We start from the raw sequence: 18787 nt of genomic DNA, 5'->3' as shown, positions 1-18787 counted from the left end.
CCTTTGCTATGAGCGCTTCCTTCGCTTAACGACGCTTAGCTAAATTTTACTTGGCTCTTCGTCTCTATCATTCCCCCCTCACAGTCATCTTTTAAATTATTGATTGATTCCGCTTCAATCGCATCACCTGTTCTGATTTAATGCATTCCTGAATTGTTTGTGGAAAATACATTTGATCACGTCATTGATAGTTGTTGCTAAAGCTTTTCGTGGATATATTTGAACCAAGCTGATATTGATTTGGTCTACATTATTAGGACATTTGTTCTACTAGAAATTGATGAACATCGCATAGAACATGCATTTAAAATTTTTATATAAATATAGGGTAAGGGAGACATTTTATGAGAAATATTGGTCGAAATGTGATTTTAGTATTTTCAATGGCAATTGCAGCCTCGGCGAATGCTGCTGATGCACCTAAGAAGAAATGGGATGTGAATAATCCTCCAGGTGAAAGTAAAACTGCAAAGTTGGATCTCAAAACCGGTACTTGGATGAGTGTGGATGTCAGTCCAGATGGTAAGCAGATTGTTTTTGATGTTCTTGGTGACTTGTATCTCATGCCAATTGCTGGAGGTGAGGCTAAAGCTTTAACCCATACGATGGCATGGGAAATGCAAGCGCGATTTTCACCAGATGGTAAGCAAATTGCCTACATGTCTGATGCTGGTGGTGGCGATAATATTTGGGTGATGAATGTCGACGGTAGCAATGCTCATGCTGTTACTAAAGAAGATTTTCGTTTGTTGAATAATCCTGTCTGGCATCCCAATGGACAATATATCGCGGCTCGTAAACATTATTCAGGCACGCGCTCTTTGGGTTCAGGCGAAATTTGGATGTTCCATGCTAGCGGTGGTTCTGGTGTACAAATTAATGAAAAGCCAAATTGGCAAAAAGATTTGGGAGAGCCAGCATTTTCACCTGATGGCCGCTATATTTACTATTCTCAAGATACGACAGGTGGTACGGCGTTCGAATATAACAAAGATTCAAACGGTCAGATTTATCAAATTTTTAGAAAAGATTTGCGCGATGGAAAAACTATACCTTTCGTGAGTGGAGCCGGTGGTGCTGTTCGTCCAACGCCTTCACCTGATGGAAAATATTTGGCGTTTGTGCGTCGAGTCCGCAATCAATCTACTTTATTTTTGAAAGATTTGAAAACGGGGGAAGAATTTCCTGCTTGGAGTCATTTAGAGCGTGACATGCAGGAAGCATGGGCTATTCATGGCGTCTATCCAGCCTTCTCATGGATGCCTGATGCAAAACAAATCGTGGTCTGGGCTCAAGGCAAAATATGGCGGGTAGATCCTTTGGCGAAATCCGCCAAAGAAATCCCTTTTCATATTCAAGATACTCGTGAGACTAGATCTGCGGTGCGTTTCGAAACAGCGGTTGGTAGTGATCAATTTGATGTGAAACAATTACGTTGGGTCAATGTGGCACCTCAGGGGGATAAAGTTATTTATTCCGCGATGGGACATTTGTACATACGTGATTTGCCGAATGGTACCCCACGTCGTTTGACTAAACAAACCGACCACTTTGAGTATTTCCCTCGATTCTCTCGGGATGGGCAATTTGTCGTCTTTACGACTTGGGATGATGAAAAGTTAGGCAGTGTACGCTTATTAAATTTACGCAGTGGGCAAGAAATAGCACTGACTAAAGAGCCTGGTAAATATACTGATGTCACCATGTCGCCTGATGGTAAGCAAGTGATTTTTGTGAAAGCCCGAGGCGGTTACCTGACCTCACCTTGGCATGGGCTGGAAACTGGCGTTTTTGCTGTTGCTACGGATGGAAAATCCTTACCACGTAAGATTGCTGATGACGGCAATGCTCCACAATTTGCGAACGAAAATGATGCAGTATATTTGACTCGTACCAAGTACTCTGGCGAGGTTGATTGGACGACTTCATTATTTCGTGTTGCATTAGATAAGACTGAAGATATTGCTGTGGCCAAAGGCGATTTCGTCTCATCCTTTTCAGTTTCTCCGGATGGTAAATGGTTAGCATTTAATGAACGTTTTCATGCCTACGTGATGCCTATGCCTTTGGCAGGTAAGGCAATCAGCATCGGAGCAAAAGCCGATACTTTGCCAGTGAAACAATTGGATGTGAACGCTGGAGATTATTTACATTGGTCGGGTGATAGTCAGAAATTGCATTTTGCTTTGGGCGATGAACTATTTACTAGTGCATTGACAGATACTTTCAATTTCATACCTGGCGCGGCAAAAGAGACCGGGAAGCCACTTGAAAATGGTATGAAAATTGGCTTCCGCGCGAATGCAGATAAGCCGAGTGGTGTGACGGTTATTTCAGGTGCACGTGTCGTGACTATGAAAGGCGATGAGGTCATAGAAAATGCGCGTGTGGTGGTGAAAGACAATCGTATTTTGGCTATAGGAATGGCTGATGCAGTTCCGGTACCAGCAGGAGCGACACAAATTGATGCGACCGGCAAGACGATCATTCCAGGATTAGTCGATGTGCATTGGCACGGTGGGATGGGGGAGGGTCAAATCATTCCACAACAAAGTTGGGTGGATTTTGCTTCTTTAGCTTTTGGAGTTACAACGATTCATGACCCATCCAATAATACCTCAGAGATTTTCACACACAGTGAGATGCAAAAAGCGGGTAACGTGGTTGCGCCTAGAATCTTTTCTACTGGCACGATTTTGTATGGTGCGAAAGCGAATTTCAGTGCGGTTGTGAATAGCTTGGACGATGCGCTGACGCATATGAAGCGTTTAAAAGGGTCCGGTGCGATATCAGTCAAAAGCTATAACCAGCCACGTCGAGAACAGCGCCAACAGATTCTGGAAGCAGCTCGCCAAACTGGCATGATGGTAGTGCCTGAAGGCGGCTCTTTATTTCAGCATAATATGACGATGGTGATTGATGGTCATACCGGTGTTGAGCATTCTATTCCTGTAGCGAATGCTTATGATGACGTAAAGCAGTTGTGGTCTCAAACTCAGGTTGGCTATACGCCCACTTTGATCGTCGGTTATGGCGGCCTTGACGGTGAACACTACTGGTATGCACGCACTGATGTATGGAAGCATCCTATCTTGTCACGTTATGTTCCACGTTCCGTCTTGGAGCCTCGCAGCGTGCGTCGTGAGACTGCTCCTGAAGAAGACTTTAATGTGTTTAATGTTGCGCGTACAGCGGTAGAACTGCAGCGCGCGGGTGTCCCAGTCAATATGGGGGCTCATGGCCAACGTGAGGGTTTGGGCGCACATTGGGAGATGTGGACTTTGGCACGTGGTGGCATGAGCTCACTGGAGGCTATCCGCGCCGCGACTATCAATGGTGCGCGCTATTTGGGAATGGATAAAGACATAGGCTCCTTAGAAGTTGGAAAATTAGCTGATATGGTGATTATTAGCGGTGATATTTTGCAGGATATTCGTCAATCAGATCAAATTACTCATGTGATGATGAATGGGCGTCTATATGATGTAAATACCATGAATGAAGTAGGTGCTCGAAGTAAAGTGAGAAAACCACTGTTCTTCGAAGGAAAAAATGGTGGCAACGTCCCGGTGAATGTTGAAACATACGGTGAAGGCCATGGTCACTAATTAGATTCTTCCGCGCTAATTAATACCAAAAGCTAAAAGCCAAGTGCCGTGTTGATTACGGCATTTGGCTTTTTACCATTTAAAGCACGAACCGATCAGAATGTGATTTGACTTTGGTTTGGGCTAAGGCACAAAGTAGAGCAAGGTGATGAACACAGAAATCAGTGCTTTTATGGATTTAAATCAGAAAAACTAAGATTTTAATATCAATAAAACAGTAAAGAACGCATGATGCTCCTGCAAGCTTGGTTAAATCCTTTAGAATAGAGGGCTGTAATCACATTTAGCGAATAGCGAATAATAGACGACTATTTGCGCAGGAAAAAGTCAATGAAACTATCAAATACTCAAGAAATCGTTGAAGAATTACGTGCCGGGCGCATGGTAATTTTGGTGGACGAAGAAGATAGGGAAAATGAAGGCGACCTCGTATTGGCTGCCGAGTTTGTCACCCCAGAAGCAATCAATTTTATGGCGAAATATGGTCGAGGACTGATTTGCTTGACCTTAACCGAGGAACGTTGTGACCAATTGAATTTGGCTATGATGTCGTCGCGCAATGGCACCGCTTATGGAACTAATTTTACGGTCTCAATTGAGGCTGCAGAAGGTGTTACCACAGGTATTTCGGCGGCAGATCGTGCGAGAACCGTGCAGGTGGCGGTTGATCCAAAAATGACGGCAGATGATATCGTGCAACCAGGCCATATTTTTCCATTGAAAGCGCAGAAGGGCGGCGTCTTAATGCGTGCTGGTCATACCGAGGCCGGCTGCGATTTGGCGGAATTAGCGGGCTTAAATCCCTCTGCAGTAATCTGCGAAATCATGAAAGATGATGGCACCATGGCGCGGTTGCCCGATTTACTGGAGTTCGCGGCGACCCATCAGTTAAAAGTGGGAACGATTGCTGATTTGATCCGCTACCGTAGCCAAAATGAAAGTATGGTACAGCGTGTTGCAGAGCGTGACATGCAAACTACGCACGGTGTTTTTAAAGCGATCGTTTATCGTGATTTGCCGAGTAATTCAGCACATTTGGCTCTAGTCCACGGCACTGTAAGCAGGGAGCGAGAAGCATTGGTTCGTGTGCATCAGCCAGTATCCATTTTGGATTTATTAGAGAGTCAAATTTCTACTCACTCCTGGAGTATTGCCAGCGCTCTCGATGCAATTAAAGCATCCGATAATGGAGTGATGGTGTTGTTAAATTGCGAAGAAACTGCAGAACAATTATTCTCCCAATTTAATGCGCTAAATACCCCAGAAAAACGCCCGCAAGGTCGTGCGGCACGTATGGATTTGCGTACTTATGGTATTGGTGCTCAGATTTTAAAGGATGTGGGTGTTGGACGTATGCGTTTATTAGCCAATCCACGCAAAATGCCCTCAATGACAGGTTTTAATTTAGAAGTAACAGGTTATATGGATAGCCCTAAAGCGAACTAAATGTTCTAACTTTTGACTTTGGCAATATCAACATACTCGGCCTGTAGGCTGAAAGGAAAAATAAAATGACAGTTGGACATTATGAGTCAAATTTAGACGGCGCTGGTGTACGTGTTGGGATCGTTCAAGCACGCTTTAACGAAAATATTGGGGCAGGATTGTTAGGTTCATGCTTGCAAGAGTTAAGTCGTTTGGGTGTGATGAACGAAGATATTTTGCATGTGACGGTTCCTGGTGCTTTAGAAGTTCCGCTTGCGCTGCAAAAGTTGGCCGCTACTCACCAATTTGATGCGCTCATCGCCTTAGGTGCCGTGATACGCGGAGAGACTTACCATTTTGAGTTGGTTTCGAATGAATCTGGTGCCGGAATTACTCGTGTTGCGCTCGATAGCGGAATCCCGATTGCAAACGCTATTTTGACAACTGAGAATGATGAGCAAGCAGAAGTTCGTATGAACGAGAAGGGGGCTGATGCTGCCCGTGTTGCGGTAGAAATGGCAAACCTTACTTTGGCTTTAGAAGAATTAGCTGAAGCTACAGAAGACATCAATTACGAACAAGAGTAAATGTGTTGGCATGTTTTAGCGCCTGCCAATAACAAAGACATAAAGTATAAAGATAGGAATTAGCATGACATCAAATACCCAACACGCGAATCCGAGTAAAAATCGCTCACCACGTCATCGTGCACGTGAGTTTGCTTTGCAAGGTATTTATCAATGGCTTTTAAATAATGAAGACTCTGGTGTGATTGATGCTCATATCCGGGAAGCACATGGCTTTGATAAGGCAGATCGCGAGCATTTTGATGCTTTATTGCACGGTGCTATTAATCAATCGATAGAGTTACGCGAGATATTTTCGCCATTTATTGATCGCGGTATTGCCGAGTTGTCCCCGATAGAACACGCAGCATTATTAATCGGTGCCTATGAACTAAAAAATCATATTGAGATACCTTATCGTGTGGTGATTAATGAGGCGGTTGAGCTAACTAAATCATTTGGTGGTCAAGACGGGCACAAGTATGTGAATGGCGTTTTAGATAAATTGGCAGCTCGTCTTCGCGCGACTGAAGTAAACGCTAAAAACTAGTTTGCGCTTATTCGCTGAGTTGACTGAGTTAGTTGAATAACTAATTGATCAAGCTTAATACGCAGAAAAAAGCCCTCGATATCGAGGGCTTTTGTATTTTAAAAGAGTTGATGAGCGTCTTTTGATCCAGCGCGAAGCCGCAAAGCGTTATTCAAAACTGTATTCAAGTAATACTTGTGAAGCATCACCGCCACTCATATTCCAAGTTGTGCGACCGTGGCCTTTTATGCCAGCGAAATCGCCGGTACCTGAACCAGAAATAACGTTTAAGGTGCTGACCGAAAGTCCCGATTTGACTGATCCTATGTGTTGCAAAATAAAGCCACCAACACGATCGCCAATTCGTCCAGATAGATATTCAAGTCCAACAAAGTTGGAATTGCCCGATGCACCTGCAAAGGCTAGGCATTCAAAGCGCGATTCAGCTTCGATATCGCCTAGATAAAGATGCGACAGTTTGGATCGCCTTAAGCCCGTATTGATATCGAGTTTTTCATCCAAACCAAAAAGTTTTATCGTGCCACATGCCAGCATTTTGCTCTCCCCCAAGCGATTCAAAAGAATAATTTTTGGTAGGTTGACTGACATTGAATCAGCTGATGTGCAGTCATCAAATTATCTTTTGAGTATTTTTGTAATTTTATTTTGTACTCGATACCTTATTGGACGTGTTCTTTGACAGTTCTCTAATAGGTATTTGTTACTACGAATTTGTTGCTGAATATTTGTTGAGAAGTATTTATTGCCGATTATTGATTAATGAGTATTTCAAAATTCACGTATCATGTCTAGTCACAAAATCGCATTACCTATGTGAATTTGTTATACATTTCTCGTTGTTTAAAGTTTATTTTAACTTAAAGATAAAATAATCATGATGAAATTTAGACAAATTGAGGCATTTCGTTGTTTGATGGTTGCGGGAACCACGAATGGTGCGGCGCGTAAAATGAATATTACACAGCCTGCCATCAGTCGGTTGGTTTCCGATTTAGAAGACTCGCTCGGATTTCGCTTGTTTAATCGCGCTAAAGGACGACTGGAGCCGACCACTGCAGGGGTACGTTTTTTTCGTGCAGTAGAAGAGAATTTTTTGGGGCTAGAACGTTTAAGTCAAGTTGCCGCTAATATTCGTAATGAGGCGCCAGAAGGTATTTCTGTGGCTTGCCTTTTTGTGTTGTCAACCACCTTAATGCCCTTAGTGCTGAAAGAATTCTTTAGATATCATCCTGATGTTCCTGTCACCGTGGATACCTGTAATGGACCAGAAATTTTAGTGCGTTTGCAGGACATGAAGGTTGACATGGCGATCGCGTTGGATTTCCCTGCATTTGCAGGGGTAGAGGTTGAGAAGATCTTGCGTGTGAATGTATCTTGCGCGATGCCAGCAGGACATCGGTTAGCAAATAAAGCGATGATTTACCCTGAAGATCTGCATGGTGAGAACATGATAGGTTGGGTGCCTATCATTTCGCAAAACTACGAGAAGGAGCAGCAGAGCTTGAAGGATGCTGGGAGTGTCCCGAGAAATGTGATTAAAACGCATACCTCGCATACCCGCTATGCCATGGTGGCTAACGGTTTGGGGCTTTCTATCGTTGAACCATTTGCCGCCAAAATTTGGGAAAAACATGGTGTAATTGTGCGCCCATACGCCGGTGAAATTAGCTATGAATATGTTTTAGCGTATCCGGGTGGCGGTATTCGTTCGCAACTCATGCGCGATTTTCGTGATGCCGTGGTCAAGGTGGCATCCGATTATGACTTTGGTTTTGATGCGCGCTCCAAGTCCACTTATTCTTGATCAATTCTATGTATTTATTGGGCGCGAAAAAAAACGCAAGACTCATGTGAGTGTTGCGTTTTTTTTATGACAAAAGTCTTTTTAGATGCCTGCGATTTGATCAACGATGGCCGACTTTACTTCTTTATTTTGAGTCAAGCTGTCACGTTTTTCATCGACCGGTTCTTGAGGTCTGGAAATCATCGTAGGTCGCGCTGTCGTAGAGAAAATCGATACCGATTTGCCTGCAGCGACATCTTTTAATCGCTTGTATTCTGACATAACCAAATGCCCGTAGCCGCCATCAGTTTCGTTGTCTGAGGCACCAACATAGCGTTTTAATCCAGCTTCGATAGAGCCAGCGCTAGTGACGTAATCTTTCAAGATCATAGCACCGACTTTAATGTTTGCAACGGGATTTAAAGCTGCTTTGACGCCGCCCAATTCTGAAAATTTGTCTTGATGCACTTTGGACATAACTTGCATCAAGCCTTGGGCACCAACCGGGCTCTCTGAAAAAGGGTTAAAACGAGATTCGATTGCGATAACCGATAGTATCAATAAGGGATCTAGTTTCGTTTCTTTTGCAGTCAGGTAGGCTGCAGAAACTAGCATGTCCACGGCATCGTTGGCGACGCGATAGCGCTTTGCCAGCCAGTTGGTGACTAATTGTTGTTGGCGTTGACTGCCTATTAATTTGTAATTGGTAGTTGCATCGAGATCGGCTTTAGTTTCGATTTCGCTAGCGTTTTCCTGAGAAATTAATTGCGGTGCTGACATCAATGAATTTAAATCTGGTGCTTCAATTTTATTGTCAGGACTGGTTTGTTCCGCTACCGAGAACGGTGATAGTGAGCGAAATTTCTCTGCCAGACTAGGGTTGAAAAACATGCAGATCAATAACACCAAAGCGGCTAAGCCAAAGCCAGATGTGAGGTGTAATACCGATAAAGAACTGTAGTCTTTTGATTTAGTATTCTTGCTGCTGGTTTTGTGTGTAATGGTTTGGGTGACTGTTTGTGTAAGTAAACGAGTCATCTCTTTTTCTGAGGGCAAACTCTTGTTTGCGCTACGCGTGGTTAACATTAAATTTTGAAGCATACAACCTCCTGAAATATCGAGAAGCGCTACCAGCGATGCATTGCATAGCAGCTTATGAAGCAACTCATAAAGTAACTTCGTCGAATCAGAAACATCGCCCTTGATTGTGTCGGATGCGACATAATCATAAAGCGCCGGAGTTTTTCATCCTTTTTTGTCTTGCAGCGGCATGGCAAAAAAGGATGAACAACGAAATTCGGATTGCGGCTTTCGCCTGAGTTTGTAGTAAGGAGAGTTGTTGTCCTTACTCAGAGATGGGAATCCGATGCCCACAAATTGAAGAGGTTTGAATGGGATACACTTGCGTAAATTCAAACAGCTTCAGAAAATTACTGTAAATCAATTCAGTGGTTTTCAAAGTTGGGCGCATTGTAGGTGGGCATTTATATCGAGTCAATACTATAGATTTTAATTTTAATTACTTTTGATTATGTTGAATCGTGCTGCATCGCAACAAATACTAATAGAATCAATTACTTGCCTGCCATTTTTGAAGAAATTTTTAGGATTTTTCAATTCGTAAAAAAATATGAAATATACAGATTTAAGGGATTTTATTTCCCAATTGCAGCAACAAAATGAATTAAAACAAATAGTTACGCCAATTTCCCCATTTCTTGAGATGACTGAGGTATGCGATAGAACTTTGCGCAGTGAAGGGCCAGCACTACTTTTTACCAAACCTACTGGCCATACAATTCCTGTTTTGGGAAATCTGTTTGGAACGCCTAAGCGCGTTGCCATGGGGATGGGGGCGAATGATATTAGTGAGTTGCGTAAAATTGGACAGGTACTTTCCTCATTGAAGGAACCTGAGCCGCCTAAAGGATTTAAAGATATTTTGGGACTTGGTTCTTTAGTGAAAGCGGTCTGGGATATGGCGCCTAAAGAAATGCGTGGTGCGCCATGTCAAGAAATTGTCTGGGAGGGGAACGATGTTGATTTGGCGCGCCTACCGATCCAGCATTGTTGGCCTGGCGACGTGGCTCCTTTGATTACTTGGGGTTTAGTTATTACGAAAGGACCGCACAAAAAACGTCAGAACTTAGGAATTTATCGTCAACAAGTTTTGGCGCGCAATAAGGTGATTATGCGTTGGTTGGCGCATCGAGGTGGCGCTTTAGATTTTCGTGAACATGCCTTAGCGACAAAGGGACAACCTTATCCGATTGCGGTGGCTTTGGGCGCCGATCCTGCTACTATTTTAGGTGCGGTAACCCCAGTACCAGATAGTTTGTCTGAATATCAGTTTGCAGGATTGCTCCGTGGTAGTCGTACTGAACTTGTGAAGGCAATAGGCAGCGAATTGCGCGTGCCTGCTTCCGCAGAGATTGTTCTGGAAGGGCACATTTATCCTGATGCATCTCATCCTAGTGGTTACGAACACGCATTGGAAGGACCTTACGGCGATCATACTGGTTACTATAATGAGCAAGATAGTTTTCCGGTATTTACTATCGATAGAATTACGATGCGACGTGATCCGATTTATCACTCGACTTATACTGGAAAGCCGCCAGATGAGCCTGCGGTGCTTGGTGTGGCATTAAATGAAGTGTTTATCCCGCTATTGCAAAAGCAATTTCCTGAAATTATGGATTTCTATTTGCCGCCCGAAGGTTGTAGTTACCGCATGGCCGTGGTGCAGATAAAAAAATCTTATGCGGGACATGCCAAACGAGTGATGTTTGGGGTGTGGAGCTTCTTGCGCCAGTTTATGTATACCAAATTCATCATCGTGGTGGACGAGGATGTCAATATTCGAGATTGGAAAGAAGTTATTTGGGCAATTACGACTCGTGTTGATCCGCTTCGCGATACGACTATGGTTGATAATACACCTATCGATTATTTAGACTTTGCGTCGCCAGTTAGTGGTTTAGGTAGCAAAATGGGCTTGGACGCGACTAATAAATGGCCAGGTGAAACGACGCGTGAGTGGGGGACGACGATCCAAATGTCGCCTGAAGTGAAGCAGCGTGTTGATCATATTTGGCAAGAGCTCGGGTTGTAACAGAAGTATCTTGATTTTCATTCACGGATGATACGCAATGCGTTATAATTGAAGTTGGCGGGCCCCTGCGCATTGCGGCGTGACCAATCTGGTCAGGTCGGGAACGAAGCAGCCACAGTCATTTCCCGTAAGTGCCGCAGATCAGGCTCGCCTCTATCTTTTCTTATGTCCGTTCTGGGCAGACGCTAAATAAAATTTTGAAATACTTGATTGAGCACGAAAATCACTGAGGTGATTTAAGCTAGTCATTCATCGAGTTTAAAACGATGGCTAGCAAAATAGCTGCTGCGTAGTCTCATAAATTTCTTTAAAATGCAGCGGCACGACTACTTTACTTAGGTGCAGCAATTAGCTTACCGTGTTGTCGCTTAAAAATAATCATTGCGAAAACCAATAGTAGTTTTTGATGGATTTACTTCTCACTCCCTAATCGCGATTTTTGCGCGGAAGAATAAGGTAAAATTGCACCATGTCCTATCAAGTCCTCGCCAGAAAATATCGCCCTAAGAGTTTTGAAACTCTAGTTGGTCAAGAACATGTTGTCCGCGCCTTAACGCATGCGCTGGAACAGCAACGTTTGCATCATGCTTATTTATTTACTGGAACACGCGGTGTCGGTAAGACGACCTTGTCGCGTATCTTAGCCAAGTCATTCAATTGTGAAAAAGGGATCACCGCACAACCGTGTGGTGTGTGCGATGCTTGTTCCTCTATTGATGCTGGACGTTTTGTCGATTATATCGAGATGGATGCCGCGTCAAATCGTGGTGTAGATGAAATGGCGGCCTTGCTGGAGCAGGCAATTTATGCGCCGTCGAATGCTCGTTTTAAAGTCTATATGATCGATGAGGTTCATATGCTGACTAACCATGCCTTTAACTCTATGTTAAAGACCTTGGAAGAGCCTCCTGAGCACGTCAAATTTATTCTCGCAACGACTGATCCGCAAAAAATTCCTGTGACTGTCTTGTCGCGCTGTTTGCAATTTAATTTAAAGCAAATGCCTCCAGGTCATATCGTAGGGCATTTGGAAAATATCTTAGGTCAAGAGCACATTGATTTTGAGCTAGCTGCGCTGCGTTTGCTGGCGCAAGGTGCGCATGGTTCTATGCGTGATGCTTTATCCTTGACTGATCAAGCCATTGCTTATGCAGCTGGTAAAGTGAGTTTGGATGCCGTGCAAAGCATGCTTGGTGCTCTAGACCAATCTTACTTAATTCGCTTGCTGGACGCCCTGGTTCAAGAAGACGGGGCTGGACTATTGGCGGTCGCCGATGAGATGGCTGCACGCAGTTTGTCGTACAAGTCGGCACTGCAAGATTTGGGCACAATGTTGCATCAAGTCGCTGTGGCTCAAATGGTGCCTGCGGCGTTGGCAGAGGACCTGCCAGAGCGTAATGAACTACTCAGATTGGCGCAAAGTTTTAATAAAGAAGAAGTTCAGCTTTTTTATCAAATTGCGGTGCATGGTCGTAATGAAATCGGTTTGGCACCAGATGAATATGCTGGCTTTAGTATGACACTCTTGCGTATGCTGGCGTTTCGACCAGCATCCTTAAGTGTCAAGACTAACTCAGCCACAAGTGTTGGCGGCCCAGGAATAAACAATGTAGGCAATGTAAATGGTGGCGTAAGTCGAGGCGTATCAGCACCTGTTGCGCGTCCGGCGCCTGCTACGCAGTCAGTAGTGTCCTCTGCCTCGCGAGCAATGCAGGACATGCGGGACATGCCTGAACGAGCAACAAATTCTGTCGCTAGCACCGTATCTAACGCTTCGGTTTCTGATGTTTCTAATGCGGCGACTGAACGATCAAACTCACAAAACCAAGCTGAAGTAATGCCTGCTGCGACTGCTATGCCAGAGGCGCCAGCTGTAAAGCCGATGAGCCCAGCAATGGCCGCCTTGGCAGCGGCACGCGCGGCTAGCGGCCAAAAGCAAAATGCACAAGGTGCCAATCGAGCTGCAGCGCCAAGTCCTGTGGTCGCCGTTGTTACGCCTACCGTAATTGCTAAACCGATAGAGTCAGTTGATTCTGGTGGCTTAGTCCAGTCGAGTAAGCCAGTCGAAGCTATCGCAATGAATACGGTAGAAAATCATGTTCAGTCTGCGCCGCCATCGCCCGCAAAACCATTGAGTCACTCAACTAGCGTAGCGTCTACGCCAACATATGGCGGAACCAGTGAGATGCCCCCCCCTTGGGATGATATTGAATTTGATCAAAGCGTGGCGTCGATTCCAGTTGGTCGCCATAAAGAAATTCAAGAAACAGATTATTGGGCAGACGATAATTCCGGTGAATTGGTTTCGAAGGCGGATACGGTGCCAACTGTCGCGCAGGTGTCTACGACCGTGACTGAGCCTGAGCCTGAGCCTGAGCCTGCATCTATGTCAGTTATGATGCCGCAGGTGGATTCGCGTCCTAACGCTGAAGAATCTGCTGCGCCTGTCACCCAAAGTGGTTTCACTGAATCAGCACCTGAGTCATCAGTTGTTGTCAGTCAGCCTCTGCAGTTGTCACCCGTGGATGAGATTAAGTGGGATGGCCACTGGCCTAATTTGGCGAGTTCCTTATCGGTGCGGGGGGTGGCGCAGCAATTGGCACAGCAAAGTGAATTACGTTCTGTTCAGTTAAATGGAAATGCCATTCAGTTTAAGTTGTGCGTACCTTTACAAACTTTGTTATCTGCGGGTAGCGGTGAAAAATTGACTGCTGCATTGAACGAGCGCTTTGCAGAATTCGGTAAAGAAATTCGCGTTGATTTTGAGATTGGTGCGGTCGAGCAGACCGCTAATGCGCAGGCGGTCGCTGAACGCGCGGAGCGACAGGTGCAGGCGGAACAAGCCATTCAATCCGATAGCTTTGTACAGACATTAATGCGTGAATTTGGCGCAAGTATTTTGACGGGCAGTATTCGTCCGATTTAATTTGATTAGGAGAAGTTTATTATGATGAAGAATCAACTCGCAGGTTTGATGAAACAAGCACAAGCGATGCAGGACAATATGAAAAAAGCCCAAGATCAATTGGCGTTGATCGAAGTGGAAGGTCAATCCGGCGCTGGCTTGGTGAAAGTCGTGATGACATGTAAAAATGACGTAAAGCGTGTCACGATTGATCCTTCATTATTGGCGGACGATAAAGATATGTTGGAAGATTTGGTCGCTGCCGCATTTAATGATGCAGTGCGTAAAGCAGAGGCGACTAGCCAGGAAAAAATGTCTGGATTGACCGCTGGTATGCCATTACCACCTGGTTTTAAAATGCCATTCTAAATAACCATTGTCGTATCAAATGTTGTATTAAATGTCGGATTTAAAATTGGATCTAAAAGTGGATCTAAAGCCGGACATGACATCTGCGGTTTGATATAGAAAGTATTGGTTTATCCAATTAAGTGATGGCTGAACTTTGTAATTATTTTAGTATTTGATTTTGGACGCATCAGATTTTTTTGATGCGTCTCTTTCATTGGGACGCTGGTGTGAAATCATTGAGTAGCCTTGAACAATTGGCAGAGTCTTTGCGGCGTTTGCCTGGCGTCGGCCCAAAGTCGGCTTTGCGTATGACGTATCATTTGCTGCAGCATGATAGAGAAGGCGCTGAGCTGATTGGTAAGGCGATGCTCAATGCGCTAAATATGGTGCATAACTGCCGCTCCTGTAATACCTTTACTGAACATGAGCTATGCGATACCTGCGCTAATGCGCAACGCGATACGTCTATGCTTTGTGTGGTCGAGTCGCCCAGCGATCAATTGATGATAGAACAAACTATGACGTTCAAAGGCTTGTATTTTGTTTTAATGGGGCGTTTATCGCCTCTGGATGGTGTTGGTCCTCAAGATATTCATTTGGAAAAGCTGATACGACGCGCCACGGATGGTGTAGTCAAAGAAGTAGTGTTAGCGACTAACTTTAATAACGAAGGCGAGGCCACCGCGCATTATATTAGCGAGACGTTAAAGTCTCGCGGTTTGCACGTTAGTCGCCTGGCGCGTGGTGTCCCTGTTGGTGGTGAGCTGGAGTATGTCGATCCGGGCACGATTGCTAGAGCTATGCTGGATCGTCGGGTGACTTGATGAGTTCAGAGTCAGCTACCAAAGCAGGTCCTCTTGCCGGCATCAAAGTGCTTGAGTTAGGTACTTTAATCGCAGGTCCATTTTGTTCTCGCATGCTGGCAGAGTTTGGTGCTGAGGTTATTAAAATCGAAGCGCCAGACGGTGGTGATCCTTTGCGTCATTGGCGTGTCTTAAAAGATGGCACATCGCTTTGGTGGAGTGTGCAAGCGCGCAATAAAAAAAGTATTACCTTAAACATGAAAACGCCAGAGGCGCAGAAAATTGCTCGCCAACTAGCGCTTGATGCCGATATTATTATTGAAAATTATCGCCCAGGTGTTTTGGAGAAATGGAAGTTGGGTTATGCGTCTTTGCGAGCGGAAAATCCGGCCACGATTATGGTTAGGCTTTCTGGTTACGGACAGACAGGGCCTATGCGTGATTTGCCAGGTTTTGGTGCAATTGGTGAATCGATGGGTGGTCTGCGTTATGTATCTGGGCATCCAGACAGGCCGCCGGTGCGGGTTGGTATTTCGATTGGCGATTCAGTTGCAGCCTTGCACGGTGTGATAGGTGCCATGATGGCTTTGCGTCACCGAGATGTCAGCGGTGGTCGTTGGAATGGCAAATCTGGCGAAGACTGTGTTGCAGGGCAGGGGCAGATGGTGGACGTTGCTCTGTACGAGTCCGTTTTCAATTTAATGGAATCCTTGGTGCCAGAATTTGACTTTGCGGGTGTGGTACGTGAGCGTACTGGTGGCGCATTGCCTGGTATTGTGCCATCGAATACCTATACGACTTCAGATCAGGAAAATATAGTTATTGCGGGTAATGGTGATGCCATTTTCCATCGCTTGATGTTGGCTATCAAGCGTCAAGATTTGGCGGATGACATTCAATTGCAGCGCAATGATGGTCGCGTGCCACGTACGGCCGAAATTGATGCTGCAATTCAAGCTTGGTGCGACACCCAAACTATTGATAGTGCCTTAGCCGCATTGCGCGAGGCTGATGTTCCAGTAGGTAAAATTTATTCCGTGCGCGATATGATGAGTGACGCGCAGTTTCAAGCACGGGATATGTTTGAACAACATGAATTTGCCGACGGCACGCCAGTGAAATTGCCCGCAATTAGCCCTAAATTATCTGAAACTCCCGGTGAAACCAAATGGCTAGGGCCGGAATTGGGGGCTCACACGGACGAAGTGCTGTCTCAGCTAGGCTACGATGCTACGCAAATTGAAGAATTGAAAAAGCGCCAGATTATTTGAGCACCAACTTATTTCGTTTGGTCCTCTTGTTTAACAATTAGCTAGATGCAGGCGGCTTGAATTCAGCATAGATGAGGCTTAATTTATTCATGCTGGGCTCAAGCCATATTCTAGTCAAACTTAGCGCGACGTTTAACCTAAAGTTTTGACGTATTCGCGTATGCCCGCCAATAACATCTCGACTGCCATCGCGGTCAAAATCAATCCCATTAGGCGTTCCACCGCAGTCATGGTGCGTTCGCCCAATGCACGTTGCATACGCTCCGCACTAAGTAAGACGACTAGCCAGACGACCGCCACCGCCACTAAAGCTGCAACGTGAATCGCGACATCGAGGCGACTATCAGAGGAAAATAGTAAGACTGTCGCCAATGAAGATGGACCTGCCAGCGCAGGTATTGCGAGGGGGACGATGAAGGGTTCATTGTCGCCATCAACATCGCCAAACACGCCGCCTTCTTGCGGAAACACCATGCGCAATGCGATCAGGAACAGAATTACACCACCGCCAATTCGCAGTGCGACTTCAGATAGTTGTAATGCGGCCAAAAAAAGTTTGCCGAAAAACATAAAAAGCAAAAGCAAAATGAAGGCAATCGCGCACTCGCGCACCACGACACGCCAACGTCGTTCGGGCGCTACGTTGGAAAGTACGCTCACGAAAATAGGGATATTGCCAAACGGATCGGTCACTAAAATGAGTAATATTAAGGCTTGAAAAAATTCTTGCGCCATGTAGCTTCCCTGTAAAGTAAATTAATGTTTTTGTTATGCTTGCAAAAGCTTAAGATTCTGCGGTGCTTTGTTGTGTGGGTCAATATGGTTGTGCGTTTTAAATGTGAATTTGCAGAAAGTTTTCGAGCTGATAGCGCGGCAAAGAAAAGAGCTGGCGCGAGTAAATAAATAGTCGTATTTCTATACTCCTAATTATGCGTATTGTTATAAGTATTGCAGACATTTTTAAGGCCATTTCTGCGTATAATTGCGCTCGCTGATTCAAATAGAAAAGTGTTGAGAACAAACAATGAGTGAAACCAATAATCGACCAGACACGCCATGTGTAGCGGTGTGTTCAACCACTTTTGACGATGTGTGTCGTGGTTGCGGACGCACCGTGGCTGAGGTTGCCGACTGGGTATTTATGACGCAAGAACAAAAAGATCTTGTTTGGGAAAGAATTTTGGCGGAAGGGTATCCGCGACGTAATTGATGTTGATGGATGCTGATTTAGTAAGTGGAGCGCGCGGGTGTTCAATAAGAAAAGCGCTGTTGTAATTTTAAAATTAAACTGATTTGATACATAGAAAACAAATCTTTTCATGGGTTTCATGTTAGGATTTCTCCGATGCGCTTTTGCTAATTTCTATGCATAGCGCCGGTGCCACTAAGATTTTTTAGAGTTGAAGTGGTAGCGAATGGATTTGAATTAAAGTCGACTTAAATTGGGAAGTGGTATGCGAACAAAGAATGTAGTAAAGAAACTGAACAAGGCTTTACATCAAGGTTTCACTCTCATTGAGATCATGATTGTTTTGGTGATTATGGGTATTTTAGCGGGCTTGGTAGTGCCAAAATTAATGGGGCGCACCGATGATGCCCGTGTATTACAGGCTAAACAAGATATCTCGACTATGCTGGGCGCTTTGAAAATGTACAAGTTGGATAACCAGCGCTATCCAACTACTGAGCAAGGCTTACAAGCTTTGATCACTAAGCCAACATCAGGTCCAGCGGCCAATGGTTATAAACCCGAAGGTTATATTTCAAAATTACCCAAAGATCCTTGGGGTAATCCTTATCAATTCATGTCCCCTGGCTTGAAGTCGGAAGTGGAAATTTTTTCTTATGGTCAAGACGGCCAACCTGGCGGTGCCGGTTACGACGCTGATATCGGTTCGTGGGATCTCTAAAATTTACTAGTGCTTCAAGAATAAATGAATCCGTTTTGCTGATGAGGCAAAACGGATTTACTTTACTTGAGTTGCTCGTGGTACTGGTGATTATGGGCATCATGCTGGGCGCTGTCTCCCTAAGTTCTATGCAGAGCACAAAGCAACGCTTGCAAACCGATGCTCAAAGAATTTCACTTTTATTGCAATTGGCGCGTGAGGAAGCCATCGTGCGAAATCGTCCTACCGCTTTTGAAGTAAAAGATAAGGGCTATCAATTTCTAGTGTTGAACGAGAATAAATGGGAAAAACTAGAAGATTTGGATACTTTGCGTAGTCGCGATTTTACTTATCCCGAGACTAAACTAGAGATTGTTTCTAATGATCAGCAATCAACGAGTAATCTGCGCATTGTATTTGGGCGTGAACCTGTTAGTCGACCATTTTTAATGACTTTACGTGTTGCCGAAGATCAGGTCACGATCAATGCTGATGGTGTTGGTCATTTTGTGGTGGAATAA

16 protein-coding genes and 1 other RNA gene are annotated in these 18787 nt (G+C 44.8%); 14 read left to right on the top strand and 3 right to left on the bottom strand.

Annotated elements, in window-relative coordinates; genetic code table 11:
- The first annotated feature begins 344 nt into the window (after window positions 1–344).
- From ACFFJH_RS13305 to nusB, 4 genes are all read left to right on the top strand, one after another.
- A complete protein-coding gene (locus tag ACFFJH_RS13305) occupies window positions 345–3608 on the top strand; it encodes an amidohydrolase family protein (RefSeq protein WP_390213323.1) in 3264 nt (1087 codons plus the stop codon).
- A gap of 330 nt (window positions 3609–3938) precedes the next feature.
- Window positions 3939–5054 carry a bifunctional 3,4-dihydroxy-2-butanone-4-phosphate synthase/GTP cyclohydrolase II gene (gene ribBA, locus ACFFJH_RS13300; RefSeq protein ID WP_390213322.1) on the top strand — a complete coding sequence of 372 codons (1116 nt, stop codon included), beginning with the start codon at window positions 3939–3941 and terminating at the stop codon, window positions 5052–5054.
- Between the two features lie 65 nt (window positions 5055–5119).
- Window positions 5120–5620, top strand: coding sequence for a 6,7-dimethyl-8-ribityllumazine synthase (ribH, locus tag ACFFJH_RS13295; protein WP_390213321.1), 501 nt, complete (start codon window positions 5120–5122; stop codon window positions 5618–5620).
- A gap of 64 nt (window positions 5621–5684) precedes the next feature.
- Window positions 5685–6149: a transcription antitermination factor NusB gene (gene nusB, locus ACFFJH_RS13290; protein ID WP_390213319.1), complete on the top strand. Its 465-nt coding sequence runs from the start codon at window positions 5685–5687 to the stop codon at window positions 6147–6149.
- A 147-nt stretch (window positions 6150–6296) separates the two neighbouring features.
- Here the strand turns inward: nusB and ACFFJH_RS13285 are convergent, their stop codons facing one another.
- Window positions 6297–6737, bottom strand: coding sequence for a DUF3224 domain-containing protein (locus tag ACFFJH_RS13285; protein ID WP_390213318.1), 441 nt, complete (start codon window positions 6735–6737; stop codon window positions 6297–6299).
- 286 nt (window positions 6738–7023) lie between these two features.
- Here ACFFJH_RS13285 and ACFFJH_RS13280 point away from each other — a divergent pair, with 286 nt between their 5' ends.
- On the top strand, window positions 7024–7953 hold the full coding sequence (locus tag ACFFJH_RS13280) for a LysR substrate-binding domain-containing protein (RefSeq protein WP_390213317.1): 930 nt from the start codon (window positions 7024–7026) through the stop codon (window positions 7951–7953).
- Between the two features lie 81 nt (window positions 7954–8034).
- Here ACFFJH_RS13280 and ACFFJH_RS13275 read toward each other — a convergent pair whose 3' ends face one another.
- A complete protein-coding gene (locus tag ACFFJH_RS13275; RefSeq protein ID WP_390213316.1) occupies window positions 8035–9033 on the bottom strand; it encodes a transglycosylase SLT domain-containing protein in 999 nt (332 codons plus the stop codon).
- Window positions 9034–9562: 529 nt separating this feature from the next.
- On the opposite strand from ACFFJH_RS13275, the gene ubiD reads away from it, so the two are divergent.
- The 6 genes from ubiD (at window position 9563) to ACFFJH_RS13245 (ending at window position 16377) form a co-directional block, all read left to right on the top strand.
- Window positions 9563–11047: a 4-hydroxy-3-polyprenylbenzoate decarboxylase gene (gene ubiD / locus ACFFJH_RS13270; protein WP_390213315.1), complete on the top strand. Its 1485-nt coding sequence runs from the start codon at window positions 9563–9565 to the stop codon at window positions 11045–11047.
- A 56-nt stretch (window positions 11048–11103) separates the two neighbouring features.
- Window positions 11104–11202: signal recognition particle sRNA small type (ffs, locus tag ACFFJH_RS13265), an RNA gene on the top strand.
- A gap of 314 nt (window positions 11203–11516) precedes the next feature.
- A complete protein-coding gene (locus ACFFJH_RS13260) occupies window positions 11517–13973 on the top strand; it encodes a DNA polymerase III subunit gamma/tau (protein WP_390213313.1) in 2457 nt (818 codons plus the stop codon).
- 21 nt (window positions 13974–13994) lie between these two features.
- Window positions 13995–14321 (top strand): YbaB/EbfC family nucleoid-associated protein, encoded by a 327-nt coding sequence (locus ACFFJH_RS13255; RefSeq protein WP_390213312.1) that lies wholly within the window; start codon window positions 13995–13997, stop codon window positions 14319–14321.
- A 209-nt stretch (window positions 14322–14530) separates the two neighbouring features.
- Complete coding sequence (gene recR, locus ACFFJH_RS13250; RefSeq protein WP_390213328.1) at window positions 14531–15127, top strand: recombination mediator RecR; 597 nt, start codon at window positions 14531–14533, stop codon at window positions 15125–15127.
- A complete protein-coding gene (locus tag ACFFJH_RS13245) occupies window positions 15127–16377 on the top strand; it encodes a CaiB/BaiF CoA transferase family protein (RefSeq protein WP_390213310.1) in 1251 nt (416 codons plus the stop codon). Before recR ends, ACFFJH_RS13245 begins: the two co-directional genes overlap by 1 nt.
- Window positions 16378–16509: 132 nt before the next feature.
- Here the strand turns inward: ACFFJH_RS13245 and ACFFJH_RS13240 are convergent, their stop codons facing one another.
- On the bottom strand, window positions 16510–17112 hold the full coding sequence (locus tag ACFFJH_RS13240; RefSeq protein WP_390213309.1) for a MarC family protein: 603 nt from the start codon (window positions 17110–17112) through the stop codon (window positions 16510–16512).
- 289 nt (window positions 17113–17401) lie between these two features.
- Here ACFFJH_RS13240 and ACFFJH_RS13235 point away from each other — a divergent pair, with 289 nt between their 5' ends.
- From ACFFJH_RS13235 to gspH, 3 genes are all read left to right on the top strand, one after another.
- Entirely contained in the window at window positions 17402–17587 is a 186-nt protein-coding gene (locus ACFFJH_RS13235) for a DUF1289 domain-containing protein (protein ID WP_390213307.1), read from the top strand.
- Window positions 17588–17831: 244 nt separating this feature from the next.
- Window positions 17832–18287, top strand: coding sequence for a type II secretion system major pseudopilin GspG (gspG, locus tag ACFFJH_RS13230; RefSeq protein WP_390213305.1), 456 nt, complete (start codon window positions 17832–17834; stop codon window positions 18285–18287).
- A 41-nt stretch (window positions 18288–18328) separates the two neighbouring features.
- Window positions 18329–18787, top strand: a complete 459-nt coding sequence (gene gspH / locus ACFFJH_RS13225; protein WP_390213304.1) for a type II secretion system minor pseudopilin GspH — start codon at window positions 18329–18331, stop codon at window positions 18785–18787.

The organism is Affinundibacterium danionis (genome assembly GCF_042432465.1).
Taxonomy (GTDB): domain Bacteria; phylum Pseudomonadota; class Gammaproteobacteria; order Burkholderiales; family Burkholderiaceae_D; genus Undibacterium; species Undibacterium danionis.
Note: the sequence above shows the minus strand (reverse complement) of the source record. Positions and strands in the feature narration are given on the sequence as shown.